Source organism: Dactylosporangium fulvum (genome assembly GCF_025137375.1).
Lineage (GTDB): Bacteria > Actinomycetota > Actinomycetes > Mycobacteriales > Micromonosporaceae > Dactylosporangium > Dactylosporangium fulvum.
On sequence record NZ_CP073720.1, the window covers coordinates 9,649,027 to 9,670,267 of the forward strand.

The following is a 21,241-nucleotide window of genomic DNA, read 5'->3' on the forward strand; positions in this document are numbered from 1 at the left end:
GATCGCACGACCGACGGTCTCGACCTAGCCGGACCACCGGCATGAAGCCGGCGGCACGCGGTAGGACGAACCGTGACCGCTGCGGTCGTCGTCCCGATCTGCGGATCGGGCGCACGAGACCCAGGTCAGGCCTTCGGCGCAGGGGCGACAGGACTCGAACCTGCAACCTGCGGTTTTGGAGACCGCTGCGCTACCAATTGCGCCACACCCCTTCGTGAAGATCGAAACCACGACATCGGGCAAGCCTGATGTCGGGTTCCTCACCCCACGGCGGACCAGTGTACGGGTTCGGGTCGGAGTTTCCCAACCACCCCCCTCTACCGACCTCTTACGAGTGCCTTCGCGGCTCCCAGGACTTTCTCCCCGTGGCAGGTCGCGGCGATGTCGATCTGCATCAACCCGTCCTCGAGCTGCTTCTTCACGACACCGGTCACCACGATCTCGGTGCCCTTGTCGTCGTCGGGGACGACCACCGGATTGGCGAACCGGGTGGAATATTCAACGATCGACGCGGTGTCGCCCACCCAGTAGGCGACCGCCTGGCCGGCGAGCGCCATGGTGAGCATGCCGTGGGCGATCACTCCGGGCAGGCCGACCGAGGTGGCGACCCGGTCGCTCCAGTGGATGGGGTTGAAGTCGCCGGACGCGCCCGCGTAGCGGACCAGGTCGGCGCGCGTGACCTGGAAGGTCTGGGGCGGAAACTCGGTGCCGACCTGCATCTCAGCCTTCCCCTCGGATCACGAGCCGGGTCCAGATGGTCACGACGCCCTCACCGTCGACGGTCGACACCTCGTGGCGGGTCGTCAGGAAGTCGTGCCCCGCACGGCTGCTGATCTCCTCCACGGTCATGACCGTGACCAGGTGGTCGCCGGCGACGATCGGGCGCTCATACCGGAACGTCTGCCCGCCGTGCACGACCCGGCTGTAGTCCATGCCGAAGGCCTCGTCGTCGACGAGCTGCTGGCCGGCGTTCTGGCTGAGGATGATCGCGAACGTCGGCGGGGCGATGACGTCGGTGTACCCCTTGGCGCGCGCTTCGGCGAGATCGCGGTGCACCGGATCGGTGGCGAAGACGGCGTCGGCGAACTCCCGGATCTTCTCGCGGCCCACCTCATATGGCGGGGTCGGCGGGAACACCCGGCCCAGGTACGACTGATCCAACGGCATGGTGTGCAACTTACCTGGCCGCCGCCCGTGCGCTCGCAACAGTCTTCCGCACCGCCACCGGACGGCCGGGTGACTGTCGGTCTGGTGGCTGTTCACACGTGGATGAGGTGCGGACCGGCTCGCACCTGCCACCTCATGATCGCTGTCTTGCCGCTGGGCCTCCTGGCCCACTTCGCGACAGCGATCTTCCGACCGTCATCGCGCCGTCGTGACAGCGGGCGCGCGGCCGGGACGCGGCCGCTCATGATCGTGGGAAACTTCGTGCTGCCTGGACGGCACGAAGCTTCCCACGATCATGGACAGTCGGATGCGACCCGTTTCGGTCCGCTTTGATGTCCGTTTACAGCTCCGCTGCGCTGGAGGCTCATGATCGTGGAACTTTTCGGGGCCTGGGAGCCTGTTGCGCAATTCGGATCCCTCTCGCGTCAACCCCGACAACCGCGCCGATCTTGGAGTTGTGGTCCTTGACAAATCCGGACAAATTCGGAGGTTCATGGCGCCACAACTCCAAGATCGGCGCGTAGTTGGGCCGCCAACGCTGTCCCAGCGAATTGCGCAACAGGCTCCTGGGACACCGAAGAAACTCCACGATCGTGAGTCACGGCCGGCTGGCGACCGCCTGCTGATCGCCGCTCCCCGGCTGCCTCGGTCGCGCCCGCGGCCTCGCGGCTCCCGCCATGCCCGTCGTCTCGCCCGCGCCGTCGTGGCAGTGGTCTTGCGACCGTCGCCGCGCCTTTCGGCTCCGCGGCTTCCGCCGTGCCGGCTCGCGCCGCTGTGGCAGCGACCTCGCGCCCATCACCGCGCCCACGGCTTCCGCTGTGCTGGCCCGCGCCGCTGTGGCAGCGGCCTCGCGACCATCACCACGCCTGCGGCTCCGCGGCTACTGCCATGCCGCCCGCGCCACCGTGACAGCGACCTCGCAGCCGTCACCGCGCCTGGGCCTCCGCCGTGCCCGCCCGCGCCGCTGTGGCAGCAGCCTCGCGACCGTCGCCGCGCCCGCCGCGCTCGCGAGCGGCCGCTGTGGCCTCGTGACGAGCACTGTGTCTGGGCCCAGCCGCCGCAACCACTGCCCGGCCGGGACGGTGCGGATCACCCGGACGCGTCCACGGCCCGTCAACCGCTCAGCTACGCAAACGAACAGCGCCCCGGCCGGCGGCAGGGGCGCTGTTGGAAAAGTCGTCGAACGACTACCGGGTCTCGCGGTGGATGGTGTGCTTGCCATCGCGCGGGCAGAACTTCTTCAGCTCAATGCGGTCCGGATCGTTACGGCGGTTCTTCTTGGTGATGTAGTTGCGCTCTTTGCACTCCGTGCACGCCAGCGTGATCTTCGGACGAACGTCGGTCGCCTTGGCCATGGCGAAGTGCCTTCCTTCAAGCGGGGAGTCAGATCCAGCGAACCAGCATAGCGGCTCACACAGACGGACGCCCAATTGGGCGTCCTATGGTGCTTCTGTAGCGGTGGCCGGACTTGAACCGGCGACACAGCGATTATGAGCCGCTTGCTCTGCCATCTGAGCTACACCGCCGCGGCGGACTCGATGCCTCAAGCCCGGTCTCGAGCCCCCTTACGGAATCGAACCGTAGACCTTCTCCTTACCATGGAGACGCTCTGCCGACTGAGCTAAGGGGGCGCGTCAGGTGCGTTCCCGCACAGGCGCCCGCTAAGCGTACACGGCCCCCGCCCGGGCACGAAATCGAGTTCCCCACTTTCGGTTGCTCGCCCTATGGAACGGCTCGCAACCAGCGAACCTCCCCTGCCGGGGCGATGGTCGGATCGGCGTCCGTCTGCACCTGGAGCCAGGATTCGAAGCGGTCGTACGGCAGCGCGCGACTGAACAGGAACCCCTGCCCCATGTCGCAGCTCATGTCCTCGAGCAGCCCCAGGGTCAGCTCGCTCTCGACCCCCTCGGCGACGACCGCGAGGCCGAAGTGGTCGGCCATGTCGACGATCGTACGCACGATCGCGAGATCGCTGGGTGACGTGGCCATGCCCTGCACGAACGTACGGTCGATCTTGACCTCCTGCACCGGCAGGCGGCTGAGGTCGGCGAACGACACGCGCCCGGCGCCGAAGTCGTCGACGGAGAGCCGGACGCCGAGGTCGCGGAGCCGGTTGAGCACCGGCAGGCTCCGGCCGCCGCCCAGCAGCTCCTCCTCCTCGGAGATCTCCAGGATGAGCCGGTCGGCGGGCACGCCGTGCTCGTCGAGCAGCTCGGAGATCTGCAGCGGCAGGTCGGCGTCGCTCAGGGTCCGCGCCGAGAGGTTGACGGCCACCGACAGCGGACGGCCCGCGTCGGCCCACTCCCGGGCCCGGCGGACGCCTTCCCGCAGGACCACGCCGTTGAGCCGGGCCAGCTGGCCGGTGTGCTCCGCGACGGCCACGAAGTCGGGCGGCGCCACCTGGCCGTGCACCGGGTGCTCCCAGCGGGCGAGGCACTCGACGCCGACCAGCCGGCGGTCCTTCAGGGCGACCTTCGGCTGGAAGTACACCTCGAGCTCACCGGACGTCAGGGCCGCCTGGAGGTCGGCGGCGAGCCCGACCCGGCGGACCGACCTGGACTGCAGCCCGGCGTTGAACAACTGGACGACCCCGCGGGACTTGGCGGCGTGGGTCGCCACGTGCGCCCGCTGGAGAAGCACCTCGGGCTCCGTGCCGTGGTCGGGATAGATCGAGACACCGACGTTGGTGTCGATGTCGATGGTGAGCATCTCGATCACCATCCGGTCGCGCAGCCCGGCGCGCAGGGTGTCGGCAACGGTCACGGCAGCGTCGGCGTTGGCGGTGCGCAGCTCGACCGCGAACTCGTCGTCGCCGACCCGCGCCACGAGGGCTCCCTGTGGGGCCAGGCCGCGCAGCCGACGGGCGACCTCGATGAGCACCTTGTCGCCGGCAGCGTGCCCGAGCGAGTCGTTGACCTGGCGCAACGCGACGACGTCGAAGAGCAGGACCGCGACGACCTCGCGCGGCCCGCGGCCGGTCATCGCCTCGCCGAGCGCCTCCAGCATCCGGCGCCGGTTGGCGAGCCCGGTCAGCGCGTCGTGGTTGGCGTCGTACTGCAACCGGTCGACCAGGCGGCTGTTCTCGACGGCCACGCCGACGTGCGCGGACAGCGTCTCCAGCAGCTGCTGGTCCTCGGCACCGAAGGCGGTGCGCTCCCCCAGCCGGCCGGCGACCTCGAGTGTGCCGACCATCACGCCGCTGGACCGCAGCGGCACCACGATGATGTCCTTCACCCCGGCGTCCTGCAGCACCGAGCGCAGCTCCGCGTCGCCGATCTTCGGCCCGACCGCGACCGTACCTCCGGTCCGCATCGCCATCTGACGGAACAGGTCGGGCGTCGGCGCGTTGTCGAGCAGGCCCTGGTAGTCGAACCGGGCGGAGAGCAGCAACTCCTGGTGACGCCCCTGCGCGGGCACCCACAGCGTCGCGGAGTCGGCCGCCAGCAGCGCGCGGACCCGGGCGAGGAGCACGTCGGGCAGGGTCCCGTCGTGGTTGGTGGTCGCGACGTCCTGGGTCAGCGCGTACATCTCGGTGAGGCTCTTGTGCTGCCGGAGGAACTGCGCATATGCCTGATAGGCGACGGCGAGCACCGCCGCCAAGGCGACCAGCAGGATGCTCGCCCACTTGCTCGCGTGGAGCGTCAGCAGCATGACCAGGCCGATGACGATGTTGACGCCCACGACCGCGAACGTGGGCACCGCCGTGCGCAGGAACTGCGGAAGATAGGCGGGCCCCTGGAGCACCGCCATGACGCCCGAGATCGCCGTCAAGGAGACGATGTTGCCGGCGACGATCGCCGCGCCGAGCACGAACCACGTCCATGGGTCACCGGCCTCGCCGAGACCCAGTTGGAGAACAACGAGATTGGCCGCGGCCACGCTGGCGATGTGGCCCGCCGCGTTGAAGGTGACCTTGTGCGGATCGAGCCGGGCGGTCGACACGCTCCAGATCAGGCCGGCAACCAGCCGCACGGCGATGGCGAGCAACGGCGACAGGTAGAACAGCGTGAGCAGGACCGGAATGTCGTTCAGATGGGCGACGAGCCCCTGCCGACGCACGTCGAACCGCAACTGCATGTGCGTGGCGAGCACGGCGAGCAGCAGCAGGACCGGCACGAACTGGATGTCGTGATCGAGCTCCTTGACCCGGTCGGAGAACATCACCGGGAGCGAAAGCAGCACACCCAGGACAAACAGCGGCCCGGTGATCAGCCAGGCATAGCGGTCGGTTCGGCTGACCGGCCTCTTCGGAGCTGGCACCCCATTCCCCAATCACCCGGGCACAGGGCCACGGTCAGCCGAACGACCGTTGCGTCAGTCCCAGCTGTAATCCTCTGTCACGAAGAGGTGGTCCTGCTGGCCGATGGGCGTCCCACCGATGATCGTCACCACGCCCGAGACCGAAGTGAACCGGGCCGATGAAGCGTCGGCGGCCTGCGCCGACAATGCAGAGACACCAAGGGCGGCAACACTCACGCCCATCGTCACCGCCAGACGGAACACCCACCGGCCGAGCATCTTGTCGCGCATCAGTCGCTCCTATGCGTTGCAGTGACACCTGGTCCGGTTTGGTTACCCACGATCGTGCCACAGCCCACGCATCTACCAACAGAGCGACGGCCAGGATGACTCGCTCCCACGGAAGAATCGACCTTTCGGCCGATTTCAACTCTGGCGAATCGGCTATAACAGCTCGTCGGACGCCCCTCCCAGGCAACTTTTCCGGGTCTCGGGGAGTCGGGACGGTCAGACCTCCCGCCAACCGGATTCAGGATCCAGCACGGAGGACTCCACCCACTCGACGGCCGCCACCTGCGAGTCGAACGTCCGGGTGCGCACCCGCCCCTCCGGCCCGCCGCGCCGCAGCTCGACCTGCCATCTGTCGGCCGTCGCGTTACGCACGAAGACGTCCCGTCGCACCAGCCGCGACCAGCGCCCGTTCCACCACTGCCTCGAGTTCATGGGGACATATTAGAACTGGTGTACGACAATTTTCGGGTCCTGGCGCCCCGTAGGATGAAGGCTATGGAGTTTCCGGGGAAGGGCCTCGCCAAGGGACTCGCCGTCACGCTCGGCACCATGACCAAGCGGGCGCACACCCAGCAGTACCCGGACGTCGAGCCGGACCTACCGCCCCGCTCCCGCGGCGTGATCGCGCTGATCGAGGAGAACTGCACCGTCTGCATGCTGTGCGCCCGGGAGTGCCCGGACTGGTGCATCTACATCGACTCGCACAAGGAAGAGGTACAGGTCCCCGGTGCGGCCCGGCCGCGCCAGCGCAACGTGCTCGACCGGTTCGCGATCGACTTCTCGTTGTGCATGTACTGCGGGATCTGCGTCGAGGTCTGCCCGTTCGACGCGCTGCACTGGTCCCCCGAGTTCGAATACGCCGAGCACGACATCCGCGAGTTGCTGCACGAGAAGGACCGGCTCGAGGAGTGGGTGGCCACGGTGCCCGCGCCGCCGGCCCACGACGAGCACGGCGAGCCCGCCAAGGAGCAGACCGCCGCCGCGAAACGCTCCGGTCGCACCGACGGCTGACCGATCCGGGGGCGGAGCGGATCGCGACGACCAACCGGCGCAATGTCCACCAACTGGCGCCGAGACACTCCCGGGCAGCGAAAATCGACCGGCGTCGGCATGCAGGAGACGGAGTCGGCGGCGACGGAACTGTCCGGCATGAGTGCCGAGCCGAGCCTCGTGGTGTCCCGCTTCAGAGCGTAGCGATCGGATCTCGCTGCGGGCCCGACGGTCGATTCCTGTCGGACCTTGGTGGCAGGATGTCGGCCATGAGGGTGGCGCAGCGATGACCACAGCCGATGTGCTGATGGCCGCGCTCGGTGCGGTGGCACTGGGTGCGGGCCTGCTGGTGGTGACCACCCGGCACGTCGTGCGGGCCGGGTTGTGGCTCGTCGTCGCCCTCGGCGCGATCGCGGGGCTCTATCTGGTGCTCACCGCCGAGCTCGTCGCCTGGGTCCAGGTGCTGCTCTATGTCGGGGCCGTCGTCGTCCTGCTGCTCTTCGCGGTGATGCTCACCCGGGCACCGATCGGCGCCAGCGACGATCTCGACCGGGTCCGCTGGCCGGGTGCGCTCATCGGGGCCGGCGCGGGAGCGGGGCTCGCCGCCCTGCTGATCGACGCGTTCTGCTGGTCGCGGGTCGCGCTTCCCGAGCCCGGCACCGCCGAGCGGATCGGCGCGGCGCTGTTCCGCACCTGGGTCCTGCCGTTCGAGCTGATCTCCGTGCTGCTGCTCGCGGCCCTGGTGGGTGCGATCGTCGTGTCCAGACCCGACATCGGTTCGGGGAGGCGGCGCTGATGCATCCTGTGCTGCCGTTCACCATCGCGGCCCTGTTGTTCGGCATCGGGGTCTACGGCGTCATCGTCCGGCGCAACGCCGTGCTGCTGCTGATGGCCGTCGAGCTGATGCTCAACGCGGTCAACCTGGTCTTCGTCACCGCCGACGCCACCATCCGGGCCGCCGCGCCGCACGCCGGCCAGTCGTTCGCGCTGTTCGTGATCGTGCTGGCGGCTGCCGAGATCGGCGTAGGCCTTGCGCTGATCCTCCAGCTCTACCGGCTGCACCGCAGCGTCGGCGTCGACGAGGTGGAGCTGACCGAGCCGAACCGGCCGGCCGGCGACGACGTGGAGGTGTCGGCGTGATCGTCGATCCGCTCGGTGCCGCGCTGCCGGGGATCCCCGTAGCGGTCGGGCTGGCCGGGCTGTTGCTGCGCGGCACCGCCCGCCGCACCGCGGCCGTGCTCGGCGTCGGTGGCGCCACGGCGGCGCTGGTCTGCGCGGTCGCGGTCGTCCTCGGCGGCGCACAGGGGGCGGACAAGGGCTACGAGGTCGCCAGGTTCGGGCGGCTGGCCGTGACGTTCGGCACCTGGCTCGACGGGCCGGCCGGGCTGGTGGCGGTCGCGGTCACCGTGGTCGCGCTGTGCGTGCAGGTCTACTCGGTGGCCTACCTGCACGACGACAACCGTTACGCGCCCTACGCCGCCCAGGTCAGCCTCTTCACCGGGGCGATGCTGCTGGTCGTCGTCTCCGGCGACCTGATCTCCCTGCTGATCGGCTGGGAGGTCATGGGCATCTGTTCCTACCTGCTCATCGGCCACGACCGGCGCCTGCCGGAGGCGCCCCGGGCCGCGGTCAAGGCGTTCCTGGTCACCCGGGTCGGCGACATCGGGTTCCTGCTCGGGATCGTGCTGCTCGGACTCCGGGCGGGCAGCTTCCGCATCGCCGACGTGTTCGCCGCCGACCTGCCCGCCGGCACGGTCACCGCGGCCTGCGTGCTGCTGCTGGCCGGGGTGGCGGGCAAGAGCGCGCAGTTCCCGCTGCACACGTGGTTGCCCGACGCGATGGCCGGCCCCACGCCGATCTCCGCGCTGATCCACGCCGCGACGATGGTCGCCGCCGGGGTCTACGTCGTCGCCCGGCTCTTCCCGCTGTTCGAGCGCTCCACTGCCGCGCTCGTCGTGCTCGCGGTCATGGCCTCGATCACGATGCTGCTCGGTGCGCTCGCGGCGCTCGGGCAGGACGACATCAAGCGGGTCCTGGCCTGGTCCACCGTGAGCCAGTTGGGCTACATGACCGGCGCGCTCGCCGTCGGCGCGCCCGCGGCGGCCCTGTTCCACCTGCTCACCCACGCCGCGTTCAAGGCGCTGCTGTTCCTCGCCGCCGGGGCGGTGATCCACGCCGTGGGCACCAACCTGATGGCGGCGATGGGCGGACTGCGGCAGCGGATGCCGGTCACCTTCTGGACGATGACCCTTGCCCTGGCGGCCCTGGCAGGCCTGCCGCCACTGGCCGGTTTCTGGAGCAAGGACTCGATCATCGAGGCGGCCTACCGGACGGCGACCGACACGGGCGACGGCCTCCTGCCCGTCCTGGCCGGTGGCCTCGTGCTGGTCTCGGCCTCCCTCACGGTCCTGGTCACCGCGGCCTACACGGCCCGGCTCTGGCGGCGCACCTTCCTGGGCGAGCCGCGCACCGCGGCGGCCGAAGCGGCGCACGAGCCGCCCTGGGCGATGCGCGGGCCGCTGCTGGTGCTCGCCGTGCCGACGGTGCTGCTCGGGTTCGCCGGGCTGTTGACCGGCTTCGGCGGGCGGCTCGGTGCCGGCGGGCCGGTCGCGCATCTGACCGTCACGGCGATGATCCCGCTGGTGCTGCTGGCCGTCGGTGCCTTCCTCGACTGGCGTCGCGACCCGGCCACGGCTCTGCCCGACACCGCGTTCACCAGACTGCTGGCCAACGCCTTCTACCTCGACGCGGTGCAGGACGCGCTGGTCACCCGCCCGGTCACCGCGCTCGCCCGGCTGATGCGCCGCGCCGACGAGCGGCTCGTCGACGGCGCCGTCGAGGGGGTCGGCGCCGCGACCGGTGGCGCCGGTGGCCTGCTCGCCCGCGTGCACGCGGCCGCCCTGCCCAGGGCCACGACCGCCGTGCTCGGCGGGGCCGTCGTCCTCGCCGCGGTCATCGCGCTGGTCCTGGGGGTGTCGTGGTGACGACCGGACAGACGCTGCTGCTGGCCGCGCTGCTGCTGCCCGCCATCGGGGCGCTGCTGGCCGCCGGGCTCCCGGAGCGGCTCGACCGGGCCGGGCGGATCGCCGGCACCGCGTTCGCCGCCGCCACCTTCGGCGTGGTGCTCGCGATGCTGGCGCCGGTCCGGAACCCGGGCACCGGGGCGCGGATCAATCCCTGGTCGGAGATCGACGTGCCGTGGGCACCCACGCTCAGCCTGCGCTTTCACCTCGGCGTCGACGGCATCTCCTACCCCCTGGTCCTCCTGACCTCGCTCCTCACGCTGCTCTGCTGCGCGTACTGCCTCTGGAAGGTCCCCGAGCCGGGCCGCGGCCGGCTGCTCGTGGCGCTGCTGCTGGTGCTCGAGATCGGCATCGTCGGAGTGTTCCTCGCCCTCGACCTGGTGCTGTTCTTCGTGTTCTTCGAGGTCGTCCTCCTGCCGATGTATGCGGTGATCGCCGTCTGGGGCGGCGCCGACCGCCGGCGGGCCGCCCGCAAGTTCGTCCTCTACACGCTCTTCGGCTCGGTGCTGCTGCTCGTCGGCGTGTTCGTGGTCGTCTCCTCGGCGGGCACCGGTGACCTCGTCGCCCTGAGCGACCCGGCCACCCGCCCGATGACCAGCGGCCTGCAGTTGCTCGCGTTCGTGCTGCTGGCGGCGGCGTTCGCGGTGAAGAGCCCGCTGTGGCCGCTGCACACCTGGCTGCCGGCGGCACACACCGAGGCGCCGACGGTCGGCTCGGTCGTCCTGGCCGGAGTCCTGCTGAAGATGGGCACCTACGGGCTGCTGCGGGTCGCCGTCGGTGTCGCGCCCGACGGCGCCGAGCGCAGCGCCCCGGTCCTGGGCGTCCTGGCCACCGCCGCGATCATCGTCGGCGGACTGGTCTGCCTGGCCCAGACCGAGCTCAAGCGGCTCATCGCGTACTCGTCGGTCGGTCACATGGGGTTCGTGCTGCTCGGCATCGCGACCCTCACCGCGACCGGCCTGCAGGCCGCCCTGATCGGCAACATCGCCCACGGAATCGTGACCGGCCTGCTGTTCTTCATCGCCGGCGGCATCAAGGACCGCACGCACACCGGCGACCTTGACCGGCTCGGCGGTCTGCGGGAGACGGCACCGGCCCTGAGCGGGGTGCTCGCCTACGCGGCCATCGCCTCGCTGGGCCTGCCCGGCCTGGCCGGGTTCTGGGGCGAGGCGTTCGCGGTGGTGGCCGCGTTCGAGCGCGGTGGGCCGCTGTGGACCACACTCGGGGTGCTCGCGGCGGTCGGCGCGGCCCTGGCCGCCGCCTACTTCCTGCGGCTGCTGCGCCGGGTGACCCACGGTCCCGCCGCACCGGCGGTCGCTGGTCTCGGTCCGGCCGCCCGTCTCGGCCCGGGTGAGTTGGTGGCCTGGTCGCCGCTGGTGGCGCTCACGCTGGTGCTCGGCGTGCTGCCGCCGATCGTCCTGTCGTACTCCGCCGACCCGGTGGCGGCGCTCGCGGAGGTGTTCGGCCGATGACGATCGACCAGGTGGCGCTGCTGCCCACCTACCTGGCCGCCGGCACGGCGGTGCTCGCGTTGATCGTCGACCTGGTGGTCCCGGGACGGCGCGGCGCCGTCGCCGGTGCGACAGCCCTCGGCATGGCGGGCACCATCGCCGCCGCGGTTGTCGTCGGCATCGGGTTCAGCAGCGACACCTCCCCGGGGCACCGCGACGCGTTCTGCGTCGGCCCCGATCAGTGCTCGCTCGTGTTCGACCCGGCCGCGGCGATCGTGACCGGGCTGTTCGCCGCGCTCGCCCTCGGCGCCCTCGCGCTGTCGGTGCCCCTCCTGCGCACGGGTGAGGTGCCGGCCGGGGAGTACTGCTTCCTGCTCGCGTGCTCGCTCACCGGCGCCGTGGTCCTGGGCGGTGCCCGCGACCTGATCACGCTGATCGTCGCGCTCGAGACGCTGACGCTGCCGCTGTACCTCCTCGTCGGCCTCCGCCGCGGGTCGCGGACCGGCAGTTCGGCCGCGGTGACGTTTTTCGTGGTGAGCGTGGTGTCGACCGCGGTGGCGCTGCTCGGCGCCGCGCTCGTGTTCACCGCCACCGGTGGCGTCCACTTCGGCGACATCGCCCGCGGCCAGGTGACACCCGCCGCCGAGCCGCTGCTCAAGGTCGGTGTCGTGCTGCTGCTGACCGGTCTCGGGTTCAAGGTGGCGGCCGTGCCGGCACACGCGTGGGCGCCGGCGACCTACGACGGGGCGCCGCTGCCGGTCGCCGCCTACCTGTCGACCGCCTCGAAGCTCGGCGGCGTGGTCGCCCTGCTGCTCGTCGGCGTGTCCGCGGCCCGCCCGGTGCTCGCCACCGCCGGTCTCACCCTCGCCGTGCTGGCCGTGCTGAGCATGACGGTCGGCAACCTTGTCGCGCTACGCCAGCGGCGTATGGTGCGGCTGCTCGCCTGGTCGTCGGTCGCCCAGGCCGGATACCTGCTCGCCCCGCTCGGCGCGCTGCTCGCCGCCGGTGGGCGCTCCGGTGAGGCGGTCGCGCTGCTCGTGGCGGCCACCATCGCGTACACCTTCTTCTACGTCGTGCTGGAGTTCTCCGCCTTCGGCGCGCTGGTCGCCGTCCGCGGCGCGGACGACGGCGGGGAGTTCGCCGACTACCGCGGGCTGGCCCGCCGTTCGCCCTGGATCGCCGCGGTCCTCGTGATCGCGCTCACCGGGCTCGCCGGCCTGCCGCCGGGGCTCGCGGGACTGTTCGCGAAGGTGGCGGTCGTGCGCGCGCTGCTCGGCGGCGACGCCGTCTGGCTGGCGATCGTCGTCGCGCTCAACGCGGTCGTCGGTCTCGCCTACTACGTCCGCGTGACAGCGACCCTGTTCGCGCCGTCCCCCGAGATGGTGAAAAGCCGGGTGACCTGGCCGGTCGCCGCCGCTGTCGGCCTCGCCGCCGTGGTCGCGGTGCTGCTCGGCTTCGCACCGGAAGCGGTGCTCCGGGCCGCCGAGACTTTCAGCTAGCTCACAGCTAGCACCGGGAAGATACACGGTCGGTCGCGCTGTTATTGGAGACATGCAGCACAGGCATTTCAACGGTCTGAAGACAGCGGCCCTGCTGGGCCTGCTGACCTCACTGATCCTGCTTGTCGGCTACTGGCTCGGCGGTAGCACCGGTCTGGTCATCGCCGTGTTCCTGTCGCTGGCAATGAACGCGTTCAGCTACTTCTACTCCGACAAGATCGCCCTGCGCGCCATGAACGCGCAGCCGGTCTCCGAGGCGCAAGCTCCCGAGCTGTACGCCATGGTCCGCGAACTGGCCAACCAGGCGGGGCAGCCCATGCCCCGGCTCTACATCAGCCCCACCATGCAGCCCAACGCGTTCGCCACCGGGCGCAACCCGAAAAACGCGGCGGTCGCCGTCACCCAGGGCATCCTCCAGATGCTGACCCCCCGTGAGCTGCGCGGTGTCATCGGCCACGAACTGTCGCACGTCTACAACCGCGACATCCTCATCTCCAGCGTGGCCGGCGCGCTCGGCGGCATGATCACGATGCTGGCCCAGCTGGCGATCTTCCTGCCGCTCGGCAACTCGGACGACGAGGACGGCCCCGGCCTGGTCGGCATGCTCCTCATGCTGATCCTCGGCCCGCTCGCCGCGATGGTGATCCAGATGGCGATCAGCCGGAACCGGGAGTTCCAGGCGGACGAGTCCGGCGCTCGCCTCACCTCCGACCCGCTTGCCCTGGCCAGCGCCTTGCGGAAGATCCACCGGGGCACCCAGGCCATGCCGCTGCCGGCCGACGGCCAGCTGGCGAGCCAGGCTCACCTCATGATCGACAACCCCCTCAAGGGCGGCGGCCTCGCCTCCCTGTTCTCCACGCACCCGCCGATGGAGCAGCGCGTCGCCCGTCTCGAGCAGATGGCCGGCGTCACGTACCGCTAACTCCCTCGAACCCTGAAGGGCCTGCCGTTAGTATCGGCAGGCCCTTCAGTCCTTACCGGTCGAAACGAGGTCGCGGTGCTCGGGCAGTACGCCTCCGTCTGGCGGCTCCCCGGAGCGCCTGTTCTGCTCGTGGTCGGCGTCCTGGCGCGACTCGGCATCGGGATGGTGTCCCTGTCGCTGTTGCTCCTGTTGCAGCAGACGACCGGGCGGTATGCCGAAGCGGCGCTCGCCTGCTCGGTCTACGCCATCGCCACCGCCGTGGCCAGCCCGGTCGTCGGCCGGCTCGCCGACCGTGTCGGCCCGGCCCCGGTGCTCGTCGCGACCGGCCTCGCCCACCCGCTCACACTGACCCTGCTGATCGTCGCCGGCCAGCACGCGCTGCCACTGCCCGTGATCCTCGCCACCGCGATCCTGGCCGGCATGACGTTCCCGCCGCTGACGGCCGCCATCCGCGGCACCTGGAACGCGATGACCGCCGGCGCGCCACAGACCCGCATGACCGCGCTGGCGGCCGAGACGGCGCTCTTCGAGATCGTCTTTGTCGCCGGCCCCATGCTGGTCGCGGTCTGCGTGGCGCTGTGGCAGCCGGCCGTCGCCCTGGCCACCGCGGCCGTGATCACACTGGTCGGCACCCTGATCGTCGCCCGTGGCCGGGCCATGCGCTCATGGCGCCGCCACCTCGACCACGCGCCCGCCCGGGGCCTCGGCCCGCTGCGCGTGCCCGGATTCGCCGCACTGCTGGTCACGGCCTTCGGGCTGGGTTTTGCATTCGGCGGTACGGGTGTGGCCGTGCCCGCCTACGCGACCGCCTACGTCGACAACGGCCCGGACAGCGTCGGCGGCTTCCTGCTCGGCGTCTGGGGCATCGGCAGCGCGGCCAGCGGCATCTGGTTCGGCACCCGCCCACGCGTCGGCGCGCGGCTCGGCTGGCTCCTCACCGGTGTCGCGGTCAGCCTCGTCGTCCTGGCCGCCATGCCCAACGCCATAGCGCTCGGCGCCGCCCTCGTCATCGGCGGCGCCACGATCGCACCGGCGCTGACCGTGCAAAACTCGCTCGTCGGCGCGATCATGCCCCGGTCGATGCTGAACGAGGCGTACACCTGGCTCGTGACCGTCTCGGTCGCCGCCAGCGCCGCCGGGGTCGCCGTGACGGGTGTGGTCGTCGACCGTCCGGGAGGCGTCATCTGGGCGTTTCTCATGGCCGGCGGGGCTGTGACGATCGGCGCGGTGGTGGCGCTGCTACCCGGCGGGCCGCTCTCCCGTGTGTCGTTCACCCGGAACGGCGAAGAGGTCGACGTGCCCGTGTAGGGTCCCGCCACATGGTTTTACCGATCCACAGCGTGCTGGCGGACCCGGAGCGTTCCGAGCAGCCCGACGTCGAGGTTCGGCACACGGACAGCTTCCTGCTCGTCCGGGGCTTGGGCCCGTGCCGACGAGCCGCCGTCCCACCCGCACAACGTCCGCGAGCGGGACGACGTCCACGCCAGGTCTAGCGGTAGTTCGTGAACTGCAGCGCGATGCCGAAGTCCTTCTGCTTGAGCAGCGTGATGACCGCCTGCAGGTCGTCCTTCTTCTTGCCGGTGACCCGCAGTTGGTCGCCCTGGATCTGCGCCTGAACACCCTTGGGGCCCTCGTCGCGGATCTTCTTCGAGATCGCCTTCGCCTTGTCGGACTCGATGCCCTGGATGATCTTGGCGTCGATCTTGAAGGTCTTGCCCGAGGCCCGCGGCTCGCCGGCGTCCAGCGACTTGAGCGAGATGTTCCGCTTGACCAGCTTCTCCTTGAACACCTCGAGCGCTGCGACCACCCGCTCCTCGGTCTCCGCCTGGAGCGCGACGGCCTCCTCGCCGGACCACTTGATCTCAGCCCCGGTCCCGCGGAAGTCGAACCGCTGGGAGAGCTCCTTCTCGGCCTGGTTGAGCGCGTTGTCGACCTCCTGCCGGTCGACCTTGCTGACGATGTCGAACGAGGGTGCCGAAGCCATGGCAGATGCTCCCTGTAGCTACTTACGAAGAACGTTCCGGGCGTGCCGAGGGTACCCGTTTGCGTTGCCCCCGGGGCGTACCGCTATTCTTGCTTGCGCCAGGCGGGTTGCCCGAGCGGCCAATGGGAGCGGACTGTAAATCCGTCGCGAAAGCTACAGAGGTTCGAATCCTCTACCCGCCACAGGCAGGCAAAAGAGCCCCCTACCAGGGAAACCTGGTAGGGGGCTCTGCTGTTGGAGTCCAGCCATGTGCAGCCATCGCCAGCCGTTTACGGGTGTCCATGGACCATATGCGGACCAGTTTTGCGCAAGATCAGGCGGCGTCATCCCTGGTCATGGCCTGTTCGATGCGCCGCCGCACGGACTCGCCCTGACCCACGATGCACTTGGCGTGGACCCGCAGCAACACGGCAACGCTGTGCCCGGCCTACTCGGCGACCTGGGTCGCCGGAATGCCCGCGTTCAGCCACGTCGACACGGCCGCGTGCCGCAGGTCATACCGAAGTGGCCGAGGTGACACCGCAGGATCTCGACCAACTCGGGGCGCGCCGGTACCGGCCGTGTGTCGTCGGCCGTCCGGTGCTTGAGCCCGCGCCGGTCGACCGACTCGGCCGTCTTCGGCGTCTTCCACTTGACGCGAGTCAGCGGGTTTTCTGGGAGGAACGCCAGTTCAACCGCGTACTCCAGTGCGTTGTGCAGGATGGCCCGCTGCCGCGCGATGGTCTTCGCGGCAGCCAGGCGGCCGTCGAGCCGCACCGCGAGCGCGTCGAGCGCCTGCCGGATCAGCACCCGGGCCGGCGCTGGACGTGGTGAAGCAACTTGGCCCGGAATGCGTCGGCAAGCGCATGGCTCGCAAACGACCTGTGATGTTCCTGCCCGCCTACCGTCTTCACGGGGTGTCACACCTGTCACGCACATCACGGTAGGCGCTTTGAGCAGCGGAAATGGCCGTGACACCTTGATCACAGGTGTCACGGCGGTTTGCGTTTCAGCCATACATTAGTACGGGTGTGCGATAGCCTGTCGGGTGGACGGTCCGCGCCGTGCACTGGGTGAAGGGACGGCTGTTGTCGCTGCTGGTCGTTCGTTCGTTTCAACGCGGGCGATGAGCTGCTTGAGTCGCGCGATCTCCTCGGCGAGCGCGGCGTTTCCCGCCGGGGTAAGGGTGATCCAGGTCCGGCCGCGCCGCCCGGCGTAGCCCTTTTCGACCTCGACCAGGCCGGCCGTCTCCAGCACGCCCAGGTGCTGGGAGAGGTTGCCGGCGGTCAGCTCCAACTGGGTGCGCAGGTAGCCGAACTCCACCCGGCGGGACTCGTGCGTGATGGTGAGGATGCCGAGCCGGACCCGCTGGTGCACCACGTCATCGAGGCCGGTGACCGGATGCGGGGATTCGGCCTCGTCCGGCGCCGGGGTATCGGCGGGGCCGGTCACCGGGGCCGCCGCAGTCGCTGCGCCAGCGCGAAGCCAACACTGCCCAGCAACAGCGCACCACCGCTGATGACCAGCATCGGCACGAACTGCCACTGGCTGCGCTCTTCCCAGCCGAAGTTGATCGGCACCAGCACCACCGCCAGGTACCCGACGGCGAACAACAACAGCGCGACGTGCCGCTCCAGCCAGGCCAGCACCAGCAGGGCCAACCCGATCGCGCCGGCCGGGGCGAGCAACCGGAACAGGAACTGGACGAAGGCGGACGGGGGGACGAGCGCGCGCGCATCGGCGTCGGGGAAGATCCAAGCCGCCGGGACGGCGGCGAACAGCACGATGAGCGCGACGCCGGTGAGCACGTACGGCAGCACTCGCGCGCCCAATCCCCGGGCACGGGCGACCCGCAGGTAACCGCTGGCAATCACCACGTACGCCAACACCACAGCCGCCAGCCAGTAGACGTTCGCGGCCGCGAACCTGGCCTTGCACACCTGACCGTCGTCGACCGGCCGGCAGTCGCTGAGGTGTGGGTGGCCGAACAGGTAGACAGGAATCGCCCCGAAGATCACCAGGGCGAACACCAGCAGCGGCAACCACGTCACCCGCTGGGCAAGACGGACCCGGCGCGCAAGGTCGCGCACGTCAGCCAACAGCCGGCGTGGGTCACTGCCGGCAGGAACCGCATCGGAAGTCATACCAACAGGTTTCCATAACAAACCAATTCGCGCTACTAACAACGTTCGGTTGGCAGGATCGGCGGATCAGTTCGTCGGGCCACGGATACAAGAAGGCCGGAACAGGGGGCGGCGGCCGTCCTCTGTTTCAGCCCCCCGGCGGTGCGGCGCCGGAAGAGGCGACAGTCTCGGCAACGCCGCGAGTGATCATGCCGGACCACTCGCGTAATGATTGATGATCATTAGCTGTCCGGACCATGCGCGGACCGGCCAGCTATAGGGCGTTGTTCCGTCGCAGGTCATGGCCCGTTTCGCGCATGGACTGCAAGTCCGTCGCGAAAGCTACAGAGGTTCGAATCCTCTACCCGCCACTTGGCAGGAAAGAAGGCCCTCGACCAGGGGAGACTTTGGGCGGGGGCCTTCTTCGCGTATCCGGCGCCGTCCAGGTGAATCCAGCCAGCCACGGCTGGTTGTGGGCAGATCGTGGGCGGGTCGATCTTGTCCGCGCTGCGTGGAGCTGCGGCTCAGGTCATGAGAAGCTTGAGCCAGGTGTCAGCCGGGAGGTGGTCCGAGATGAGCGTCGCCGTGCTGGAGCACGTCGGTCCGTGGAGTGAGGCGGACTACCTCGCGCTAGGCGAAACGGTGGATCGGATCGAACTGCTCGATGGGAGTCTGTTGGTGAGCCCCGCCCCGACGAAGCGCCACCAGCGGCTGTCCCGGCGGATCGCCAACGCGCTCGACGAGCCGGCTTCGGAGGCCGGTCTGGAGGTCTGGGAGGCGGTCAACGTCCGGCTGCACACCGGCCGGATCGTCATCCCCGATCTGGTCGTGGCGGACACCGACGACGACGGCGCGATGACCGAGGCATCAGAGGTCGTCCTGGTCGGCGAGGTCGTCTCGCCGGGTAACGCGTCGGCGGACCGCCTGCTGAAAATGCAGCTGTACGCGGCGGCACAGATCGCGTGGTACCTGCTGGTCGAGCAGGATTCGGACACCCTGCTGTTGCGGCTGTACCGCCTGGAAGGCGCGCACTACGTCGAGCACGCCATAGCTACGAGCGGTGCCGTGCTCGCCTCGGACCGGCCGTTCCCGTTCCAGCTCGACACCGGGTCTTTGTTGGGCCGGTAGCGCCAGCTATGGATCGGCGTCTTGCCCCTTCCGAGCTACCCGGCTGGGCATCAGCTCGGATAACGGTCATGCGCCGGCGCGGCGAGATCTGACCACCCGGCGGCGCAGTGCGGGCAGCCAGGGGCCGGTGCCGGCCGCGACGAACAGCGACAGTAGCGGCAGTCGCCACCACCACGAGATCGTCGGCGGCGGCGGTGACGGGTCGGCCACCCACGGGTGCGCCGTCCTCGACCACACCAGAAACGCGTCGCCGATCGGCAGCAGCCCGAACGCATACCGCTTCGTCCACGGCGTCGTGACCGGCAGGCCGGCGACCTCGCCGTAATTGTCCAGTGCCCGGGCCAGCGACGTGTCGCCGTTGACCCGGGCCGCGCCGAGCGTGACCACGGTCGCCGACAGGCTCACGCCGAGGGGAAGCGGGCCCGAGTCGACGTCGGCCGGGCCGTCGACGCCGGTGGGATACTCCCGCACGGCCGGCCCGAGGCCCAGCGGGCGCACGAGATAGTCGTCGCGGAATCGGGTGTACTGCGCCGCCGCGAACGCCGGGTCGATCTCGGGCAGGAACCGCAGGATCATGCTCTGTGACGTGCCCCGGGCGATTTCGATCGGATCGCCGGTGCCGGGGTCGACGCGGTGCGGGATCAGGCCGGTGTGCGGATCAAGCCGTCCTCGCACGCCGTCGAGCCATCGGGCGACGGTGCCGGCGAAGCGGGGCGGCAGCAGCGCGTCGTGCAGCCGCAACGACGCGACCGCCACGGTGGAGTCGACGGGCCACGCCTGGCCGGGATACGCCTCCAGGTAGGGCGACGCCGACGCGTCGAACGCGGCGGCCAGCGCCGCGGAGTCCTCCTCGAACCGCCGCACCTCGGCCGGGTCGCGCGCCTCGGCCGGCCGCAGTCGAAGGATTCCGCCGCGCAGCCAGTTGGTCCAGCCGCGGTAGAAGACGCCGTATGACGGGGTGAGCGACTGGCTGAACGGCGCCCGCCCGTCCGGCCCGTCGAGGCGCTGCAACGCCCACCGCGCCTCGCGCAGCGCGTCGCCCCGCGAGCCTTCCGGCTCCTGCATGCCGACGGAGACCCAGCTGAGCCCGTAGAGGACGTGCAGGAAGAAATACCCTTCGGGAAACATCCCTTGCGCGGACTCACCCGCCCCGTCGTCGAGCGACGCCCGCAGAAACGCCAACTGCTGCGGCACCCCACTGGGCGGCGCAACCAGCCGCACCACCCCGGCCAAGGCACAAACGCTCAGCGCGACCGCGACGACCCGCCCAACCCACCGCAGCGGCGACATGCGGCCGACCTGCCTACAGGAGGACGAGGTCGTCGCGGTGGACCACCTCGCGCTCGTAGGCCGGGCCCAGCTCCGCGGCCAGGTCCAGCGTCGACCTTCCCAGAAGCGACGGGAGCTCGGCCGCGTCGTAGTTCACCAAACCCCTCGCGACGGGGACGCCGCCCACGTCCACCAGGTCGACCGGGTCGCCCGCGGCGAAGCGGCCGTCCACGGCGGTGATGCCGGCCGGCAGCAGGGAGGCGTGGCGGCGGACCACGGCCTGCACCGCTCCGGCGTCCAGGTGCAGTCTGCCGCGCGGGCTGGTCGCGTGGGCCAGCCAGAAGAGCCGCGCCTGCGGGCGCTCGCGCAGACGGTGGAAGAGCGTGCCGATCTCCTCGCCGGCCAGCACCCGGGCGGCTTGAGGGGCCGAGGTCAGCACGACCGGGATGCCGCTCGTCGTCGCGATCCGGGCGGCCTCGACCTTCGTCACCATGCCACCCGTGCCGACGCCGGCCTTGCCCGGGCGGCGGATGTCGATGTTCGCCAGGTCGTTCGGCGACCGCACGTCGCTGATCGCGCGGGACGTCGGCAGCGAGGGGTCGCCGGTGTAGAGGCCGTCGACGTCGGACAGCAGGACCAGCAGGTCGGCGTGCACCAGGGCGGCGACCAGGGCGGCCAGTCGGTCGTTGTCGCCGAACCGGATCTCCTCGGTGGCGACCGTGTCGTTCTCGTTCACGATCGGCACGGCGCGCAGGTCGAGGAGGCGCCGCAGCGTCCGATACGCATTCCGATAGTGCGCCCGCCGCGTCACGTCGTCGACCGTCAGCAGCACCTGGCCGACAACCCGGTCGTGACGGGCGAACGCGTCGTTATACGCCCGCATGAGCAGCCCCTGCCCGACGCTCGCGGCGGCCTGCTGGGTCGCCAGGTCCCGTGGGCGGCGGGACAGGCCGAGCGGGGCTAGGCCGGCGGCGATCGCGCCCGAGGAGACGAGCACCACCTCGGCCTGGGTGGCGGCCAGCGCGTCGACCAACGCGTCGACCCGGGACGCGTCGAGCCCGCCCGTTGCGGTGGTCAGCGACGACGACCCGACCTTGACAACGATGCGTCGAGCCTCGGTGACCTGTTCGCGCACGTCGACTATCTTGCCGCCTGCCCCGCCGGAGGCCACGGTAG

21 protein-coding genes and 4 tRNA genes are annotated in these 21,241 nt (G+C 70.3%); 10 read left to right on the plus strand and 15 right to left on the minus strand.

From position 1 onward, the window contains the following. Nucleotides 1–139 precede the first annotated feature (139 nt). The 9 genes from Dfulv_RS44480 to Dfulv_RS44520 form a co-directional block, all read right to left on the minus strand. Nucleotides 140–212 (minus strand) — tRNA-Trp (locus tag Dfulv_RS44480). Between the two features lie 105 nt (nt 213–317). Continuing rightward, nucleotides 318–719, minus strand: a complete 402-nt coding sequence (locus Dfulv_RS44485) for a MaoC family dehydratase (protein WP_259859828.1) — start codon at nt 717–719, stop codon at nt 318–320. Between the two features lies 1 nt (nt 720). Further along, a complete protein-coding gene (locus tag Dfulv_RS44490; protein WP_259859829.1) occupies nt 721–1,167 on the minus strand; it encodes a MaoC family dehydratase N-terminal domain-containing protein in 447 nt (148 codons plus the stop codon). 1,187 nt (nt 1,168–2,354) lie between these two features. Then, on the minus strand, nt 2,355–2,522 hold the full coding sequence (rpmG, locus tag Dfulv_RS44495; RefSeq protein ID WP_259859830.1) for a 50S ribosomal protein L33: 168 nt from the start codon (nt 2,520–2,522) through the stop codon (nt 2,355–2,357). Between the two features lie 98 nt (nt 2,523–2,620). After that, nucleotides 2,621–2,693: transfer RNA gene (locus Dfulv_RS44500), tRNA-Met, on the minus strand. 32 nt (nt 2,694–2,725) lie between these two features. Beyond that, nucleotides 2,726–2,798: transfer RNA gene (locus Dfulv_RS44505), tRNA-Thr, on the minus strand. A gap of 91 nt (nt 2,799–2,889) precedes the next feature. Continuing rightward, complete coding sequence (locus tag Dfulv_RS44510; RefSeq protein WP_259859831.1) at nt 2,890–5,349, minus strand: putative bifunctional diguanylate cyclase/phosphodiesterase; 2,460 nt, start codon at nt 5,347–5,349, stop codon at nt 2,890–2,892. Nucleotides 5,350–5,481: 132 nt separating this feature from the next. Next, entirely contained in the window at nt 5,482–5,697 is a 216-nt protein-coding gene (locus tag Dfulv_RS44515) for a hypothetical protein (protein ID WP_259859832.1), read from the minus strand. Between the two features lie 216 nt (nt 5,698–5,913). After that, the gene (locus tag Dfulv_RS44520) at nt 5,914–6,129 is read right to left on the minus strand and encodes a hypothetical protein (protein WP_259859833.1); all 216 of its coding nucleotides are present in this window, start codon (nt 6,127–6,129) and stop codon (nt 5,914–5,916) included. Between the two features lie 63 nt (nt 6,130–6,192). On the opposite strand from Dfulv_RS44520, the gene Dfulv_RS44525 reads away from it, so the two are divergent. The 8 genes from Dfulv_RS44525 (at nt 6,193) to Dfulv_RS44560 (ending at nt 14,890) form a co-directional block, all read left to right on the plus strand. After that, nucleotides 6,193–6,708, plus strand: a complete 516-nt coding sequence (locus Dfulv_RS44525) for a NuoI/complex I 23 kDa subunit family protein (protein WP_259859834.1) — start codon at nt 6,193–6,195, stop codon at nt 6,706–6,708. Nucleotides 6,709–6,973: 265 nt separating this feature from the next. Next, on the plus strand, nt 6,974–7,483 hold the full coding sequence (locus tag Dfulv_RS44530; protein WP_259859835.1) for an NADH-quinone oxidoreductase subunit J family protein: 510 nt from the start codon (nt 6,974–6,976) through the stop codon (nt 7,481–7,483). Further along, a complete protein-coding gene (gene nuoK / locus Dfulv_RS44535; RefSeq protein WP_259859836.1) occupies nt 7,483–7,827 on the plus strand; it encodes an NADH-quinone oxidoreductase subunit NuoK in 345 nt (114 codons plus the stop codon). The genes Dfulv_RS44530 and nuoK overlap by 1 nt, the downstream gene beginning before the upstream one ends. Then, nucleotides 7,824–9,671, plus strand: coding sequence for an NADH-quinone oxidoreductase subunit 5 family protein (locus Dfulv_RS44540; protein ID WP_259859837.1), 1,848 nt, complete (start codon nt 7,824–7,826; stop codon nt 9,669–9,671). The genes nuoK and Dfulv_RS44540 overlap by 4 nt, the downstream gene beginning before the upstream one ends. Then, nucleotides 9,668–11,182 carry a complex I subunit 4 family protein gene (locus Dfulv_RS44545; RefSeq protein WP_259859838.1) on the plus strand — a complete coding sequence of 505 codons (1,515 nt, stop codon included), beginning with the start codon at nt 9,668–9,670 and terminating at the stop codon, nt 11,180–11,182. The genes Dfulv_RS44540 and Dfulv_RS44545 overlap by 4 nt, the downstream gene beginning before the upstream one ends. Then, on the plus strand, nt 11,179–12,660 hold the full coding sequence (locus tag Dfulv_RS44550; protein WP_259859839.1) for an NADH-quinone oxidoreductase subunit N: 1,482 nt from the start codon (nt 11,179–11,181) through the stop codon (nt 12,658–12,660). The genes Dfulv_RS44545 and Dfulv_RS44550 overlap by 4 nt, the downstream gene beginning before the upstream one ends. A gap of 52 nt (nt 12,661–12,712) precedes the next feature. After that, on the plus strand, nt 12,713–13,582 hold the full coding sequence (htpX, locus tag Dfulv_RS44555; RefSeq protein ID WP_259859840.1) for a zinc metalloprotease HtpX: 870 nt from the start codon (nt 12,713–12,715) through the stop codon (nt 13,580–13,582). 75 nt (nt 13,583–13,657) lie between these two features. Further along, the gene (locus Dfulv_RS44560; protein ID WP_259859841.1) at nt 13,658–14,890 is read left to right on the plus strand and encodes an MFS transporter; all 1,233 of its coding nucleotides are present in this window, start codon (nt 13,658–13,660) and stop codon (nt 14,888–14,890) included. Nucleotides 14,891–15,071: 181 nt separating this feature from the next. Here the strand turns inward: Dfulv_RS44560 and Dfulv_RS44565 are convergent, their stop codons facing one another. After that, the gene (locus Dfulv_RS44565; protein WP_259859842.1) at nt 15,072–15,566 is read right to left on the minus strand and encodes a YajQ family cyclic di-GMP-binding protein; all 495 of its coding nucleotides are present in this window, start codon (nt 15,564–15,566) and stop codon (nt 15,072–15,074) included. A gap of 101 nt (nt 15,567–15,667) precedes the next feature. On the opposite strand from Dfulv_RS44565, the gene Dfulv_RS44570 reads away from it, so the two are divergent. Then, nucleotides 15,668–15,748, plus strand: a tRNA-Tyr gene (locus Dfulv_RS44570). Between the two features lie 280 nt (nt 15,749–16,028). Here Dfulv_RS44570 and Dfulv_RS44575 read toward each other — a convergent pair. From Dfulv_RS44575 to Dfulv_RS44585, 3 genes are all read right to left on the minus strand, one after another. Further along, nucleotides 16,029–16,355 carry a hypothetical protein gene (locus Dfulv_RS44575; protein ID WP_319805734.1) on the minus strand — a complete coding sequence of 109 codons (327 nt, stop codon included), beginning with the start codon at nt 16,353–16,355 and terminating at the stop codon, nt 16,029–16,031. A gap of 210 nt (nt 16,356–16,565) precedes the next feature. Continuing rightward, complete coding sequence (locus tag Dfulv_RS44580; protein WP_259859843.1) at nt 16,566–16,997, minus strand: winged helix-turn-helix domain-containing protein; 432 nt, start codon at nt 16,995–16,997, stop codon at nt 16,566–16,568. Beyond that, on the minus strand, nt 16,994–17,635 hold the full coding sequence (locus Dfulv_RS44585) for a hypothetical protein (RefSeq protein ID WP_259859844.1): 642 nt from the start codon (nt 17,633–17,635) through the stop codon (nt 16,994–16,996). Before Dfulv_RS44585 ends, Dfulv_RS44580 begins: the two co-directional genes overlap by 4 nt. A gap of 606 nt (nt 17,636–18,241) precedes the next feature. Here Dfulv_RS44585 and Dfulv_RS44590 point away from each other — a divergent pair. Further along, nucleotides 18,242–18,796 (plus strand): Uma2 family endonuclease, encoded by a 555-nt coding sequence (locus tag Dfulv_RS44590; RefSeq protein ID WP_259859845.1) that lies wholly within the window; start codon nt 18,242–18,244, stop codon nt 18,794–18,796. A 66-nt stretch (nt 18,797–18,862) separates the two neighbouring features. On the opposite strand, the gene Dfulv_RS44595 is transcribed toward Dfulv_RS44590, so the two are convergent. Further along, the gene (locus Dfulv_RS44595) at nt 18,863–20,086 is read right to left on the minus strand and encodes a hypothetical protein (protein WP_259859846.1); all 1,224 of its coding nucleotides are present in this window, start codon (nt 20,084–20,086) and stop codon (nt 18,863–18,865) included. Between the two features lie 13 nt (nt 20,087–20,099). Then, nucleotides 20,100–21,200, minus strand: coding sequence for a glutamate 5-kinase (gene proB / locus Dfulv_RS44600; RefSeq protein ID WP_259859847.1), 1,101 nt, complete (start codon nt 21,198–21,200; stop codon nt 20,100–20,102). Between the last annotated feature and the right edge of the window lie 41 nt (nt 21,201–21,241).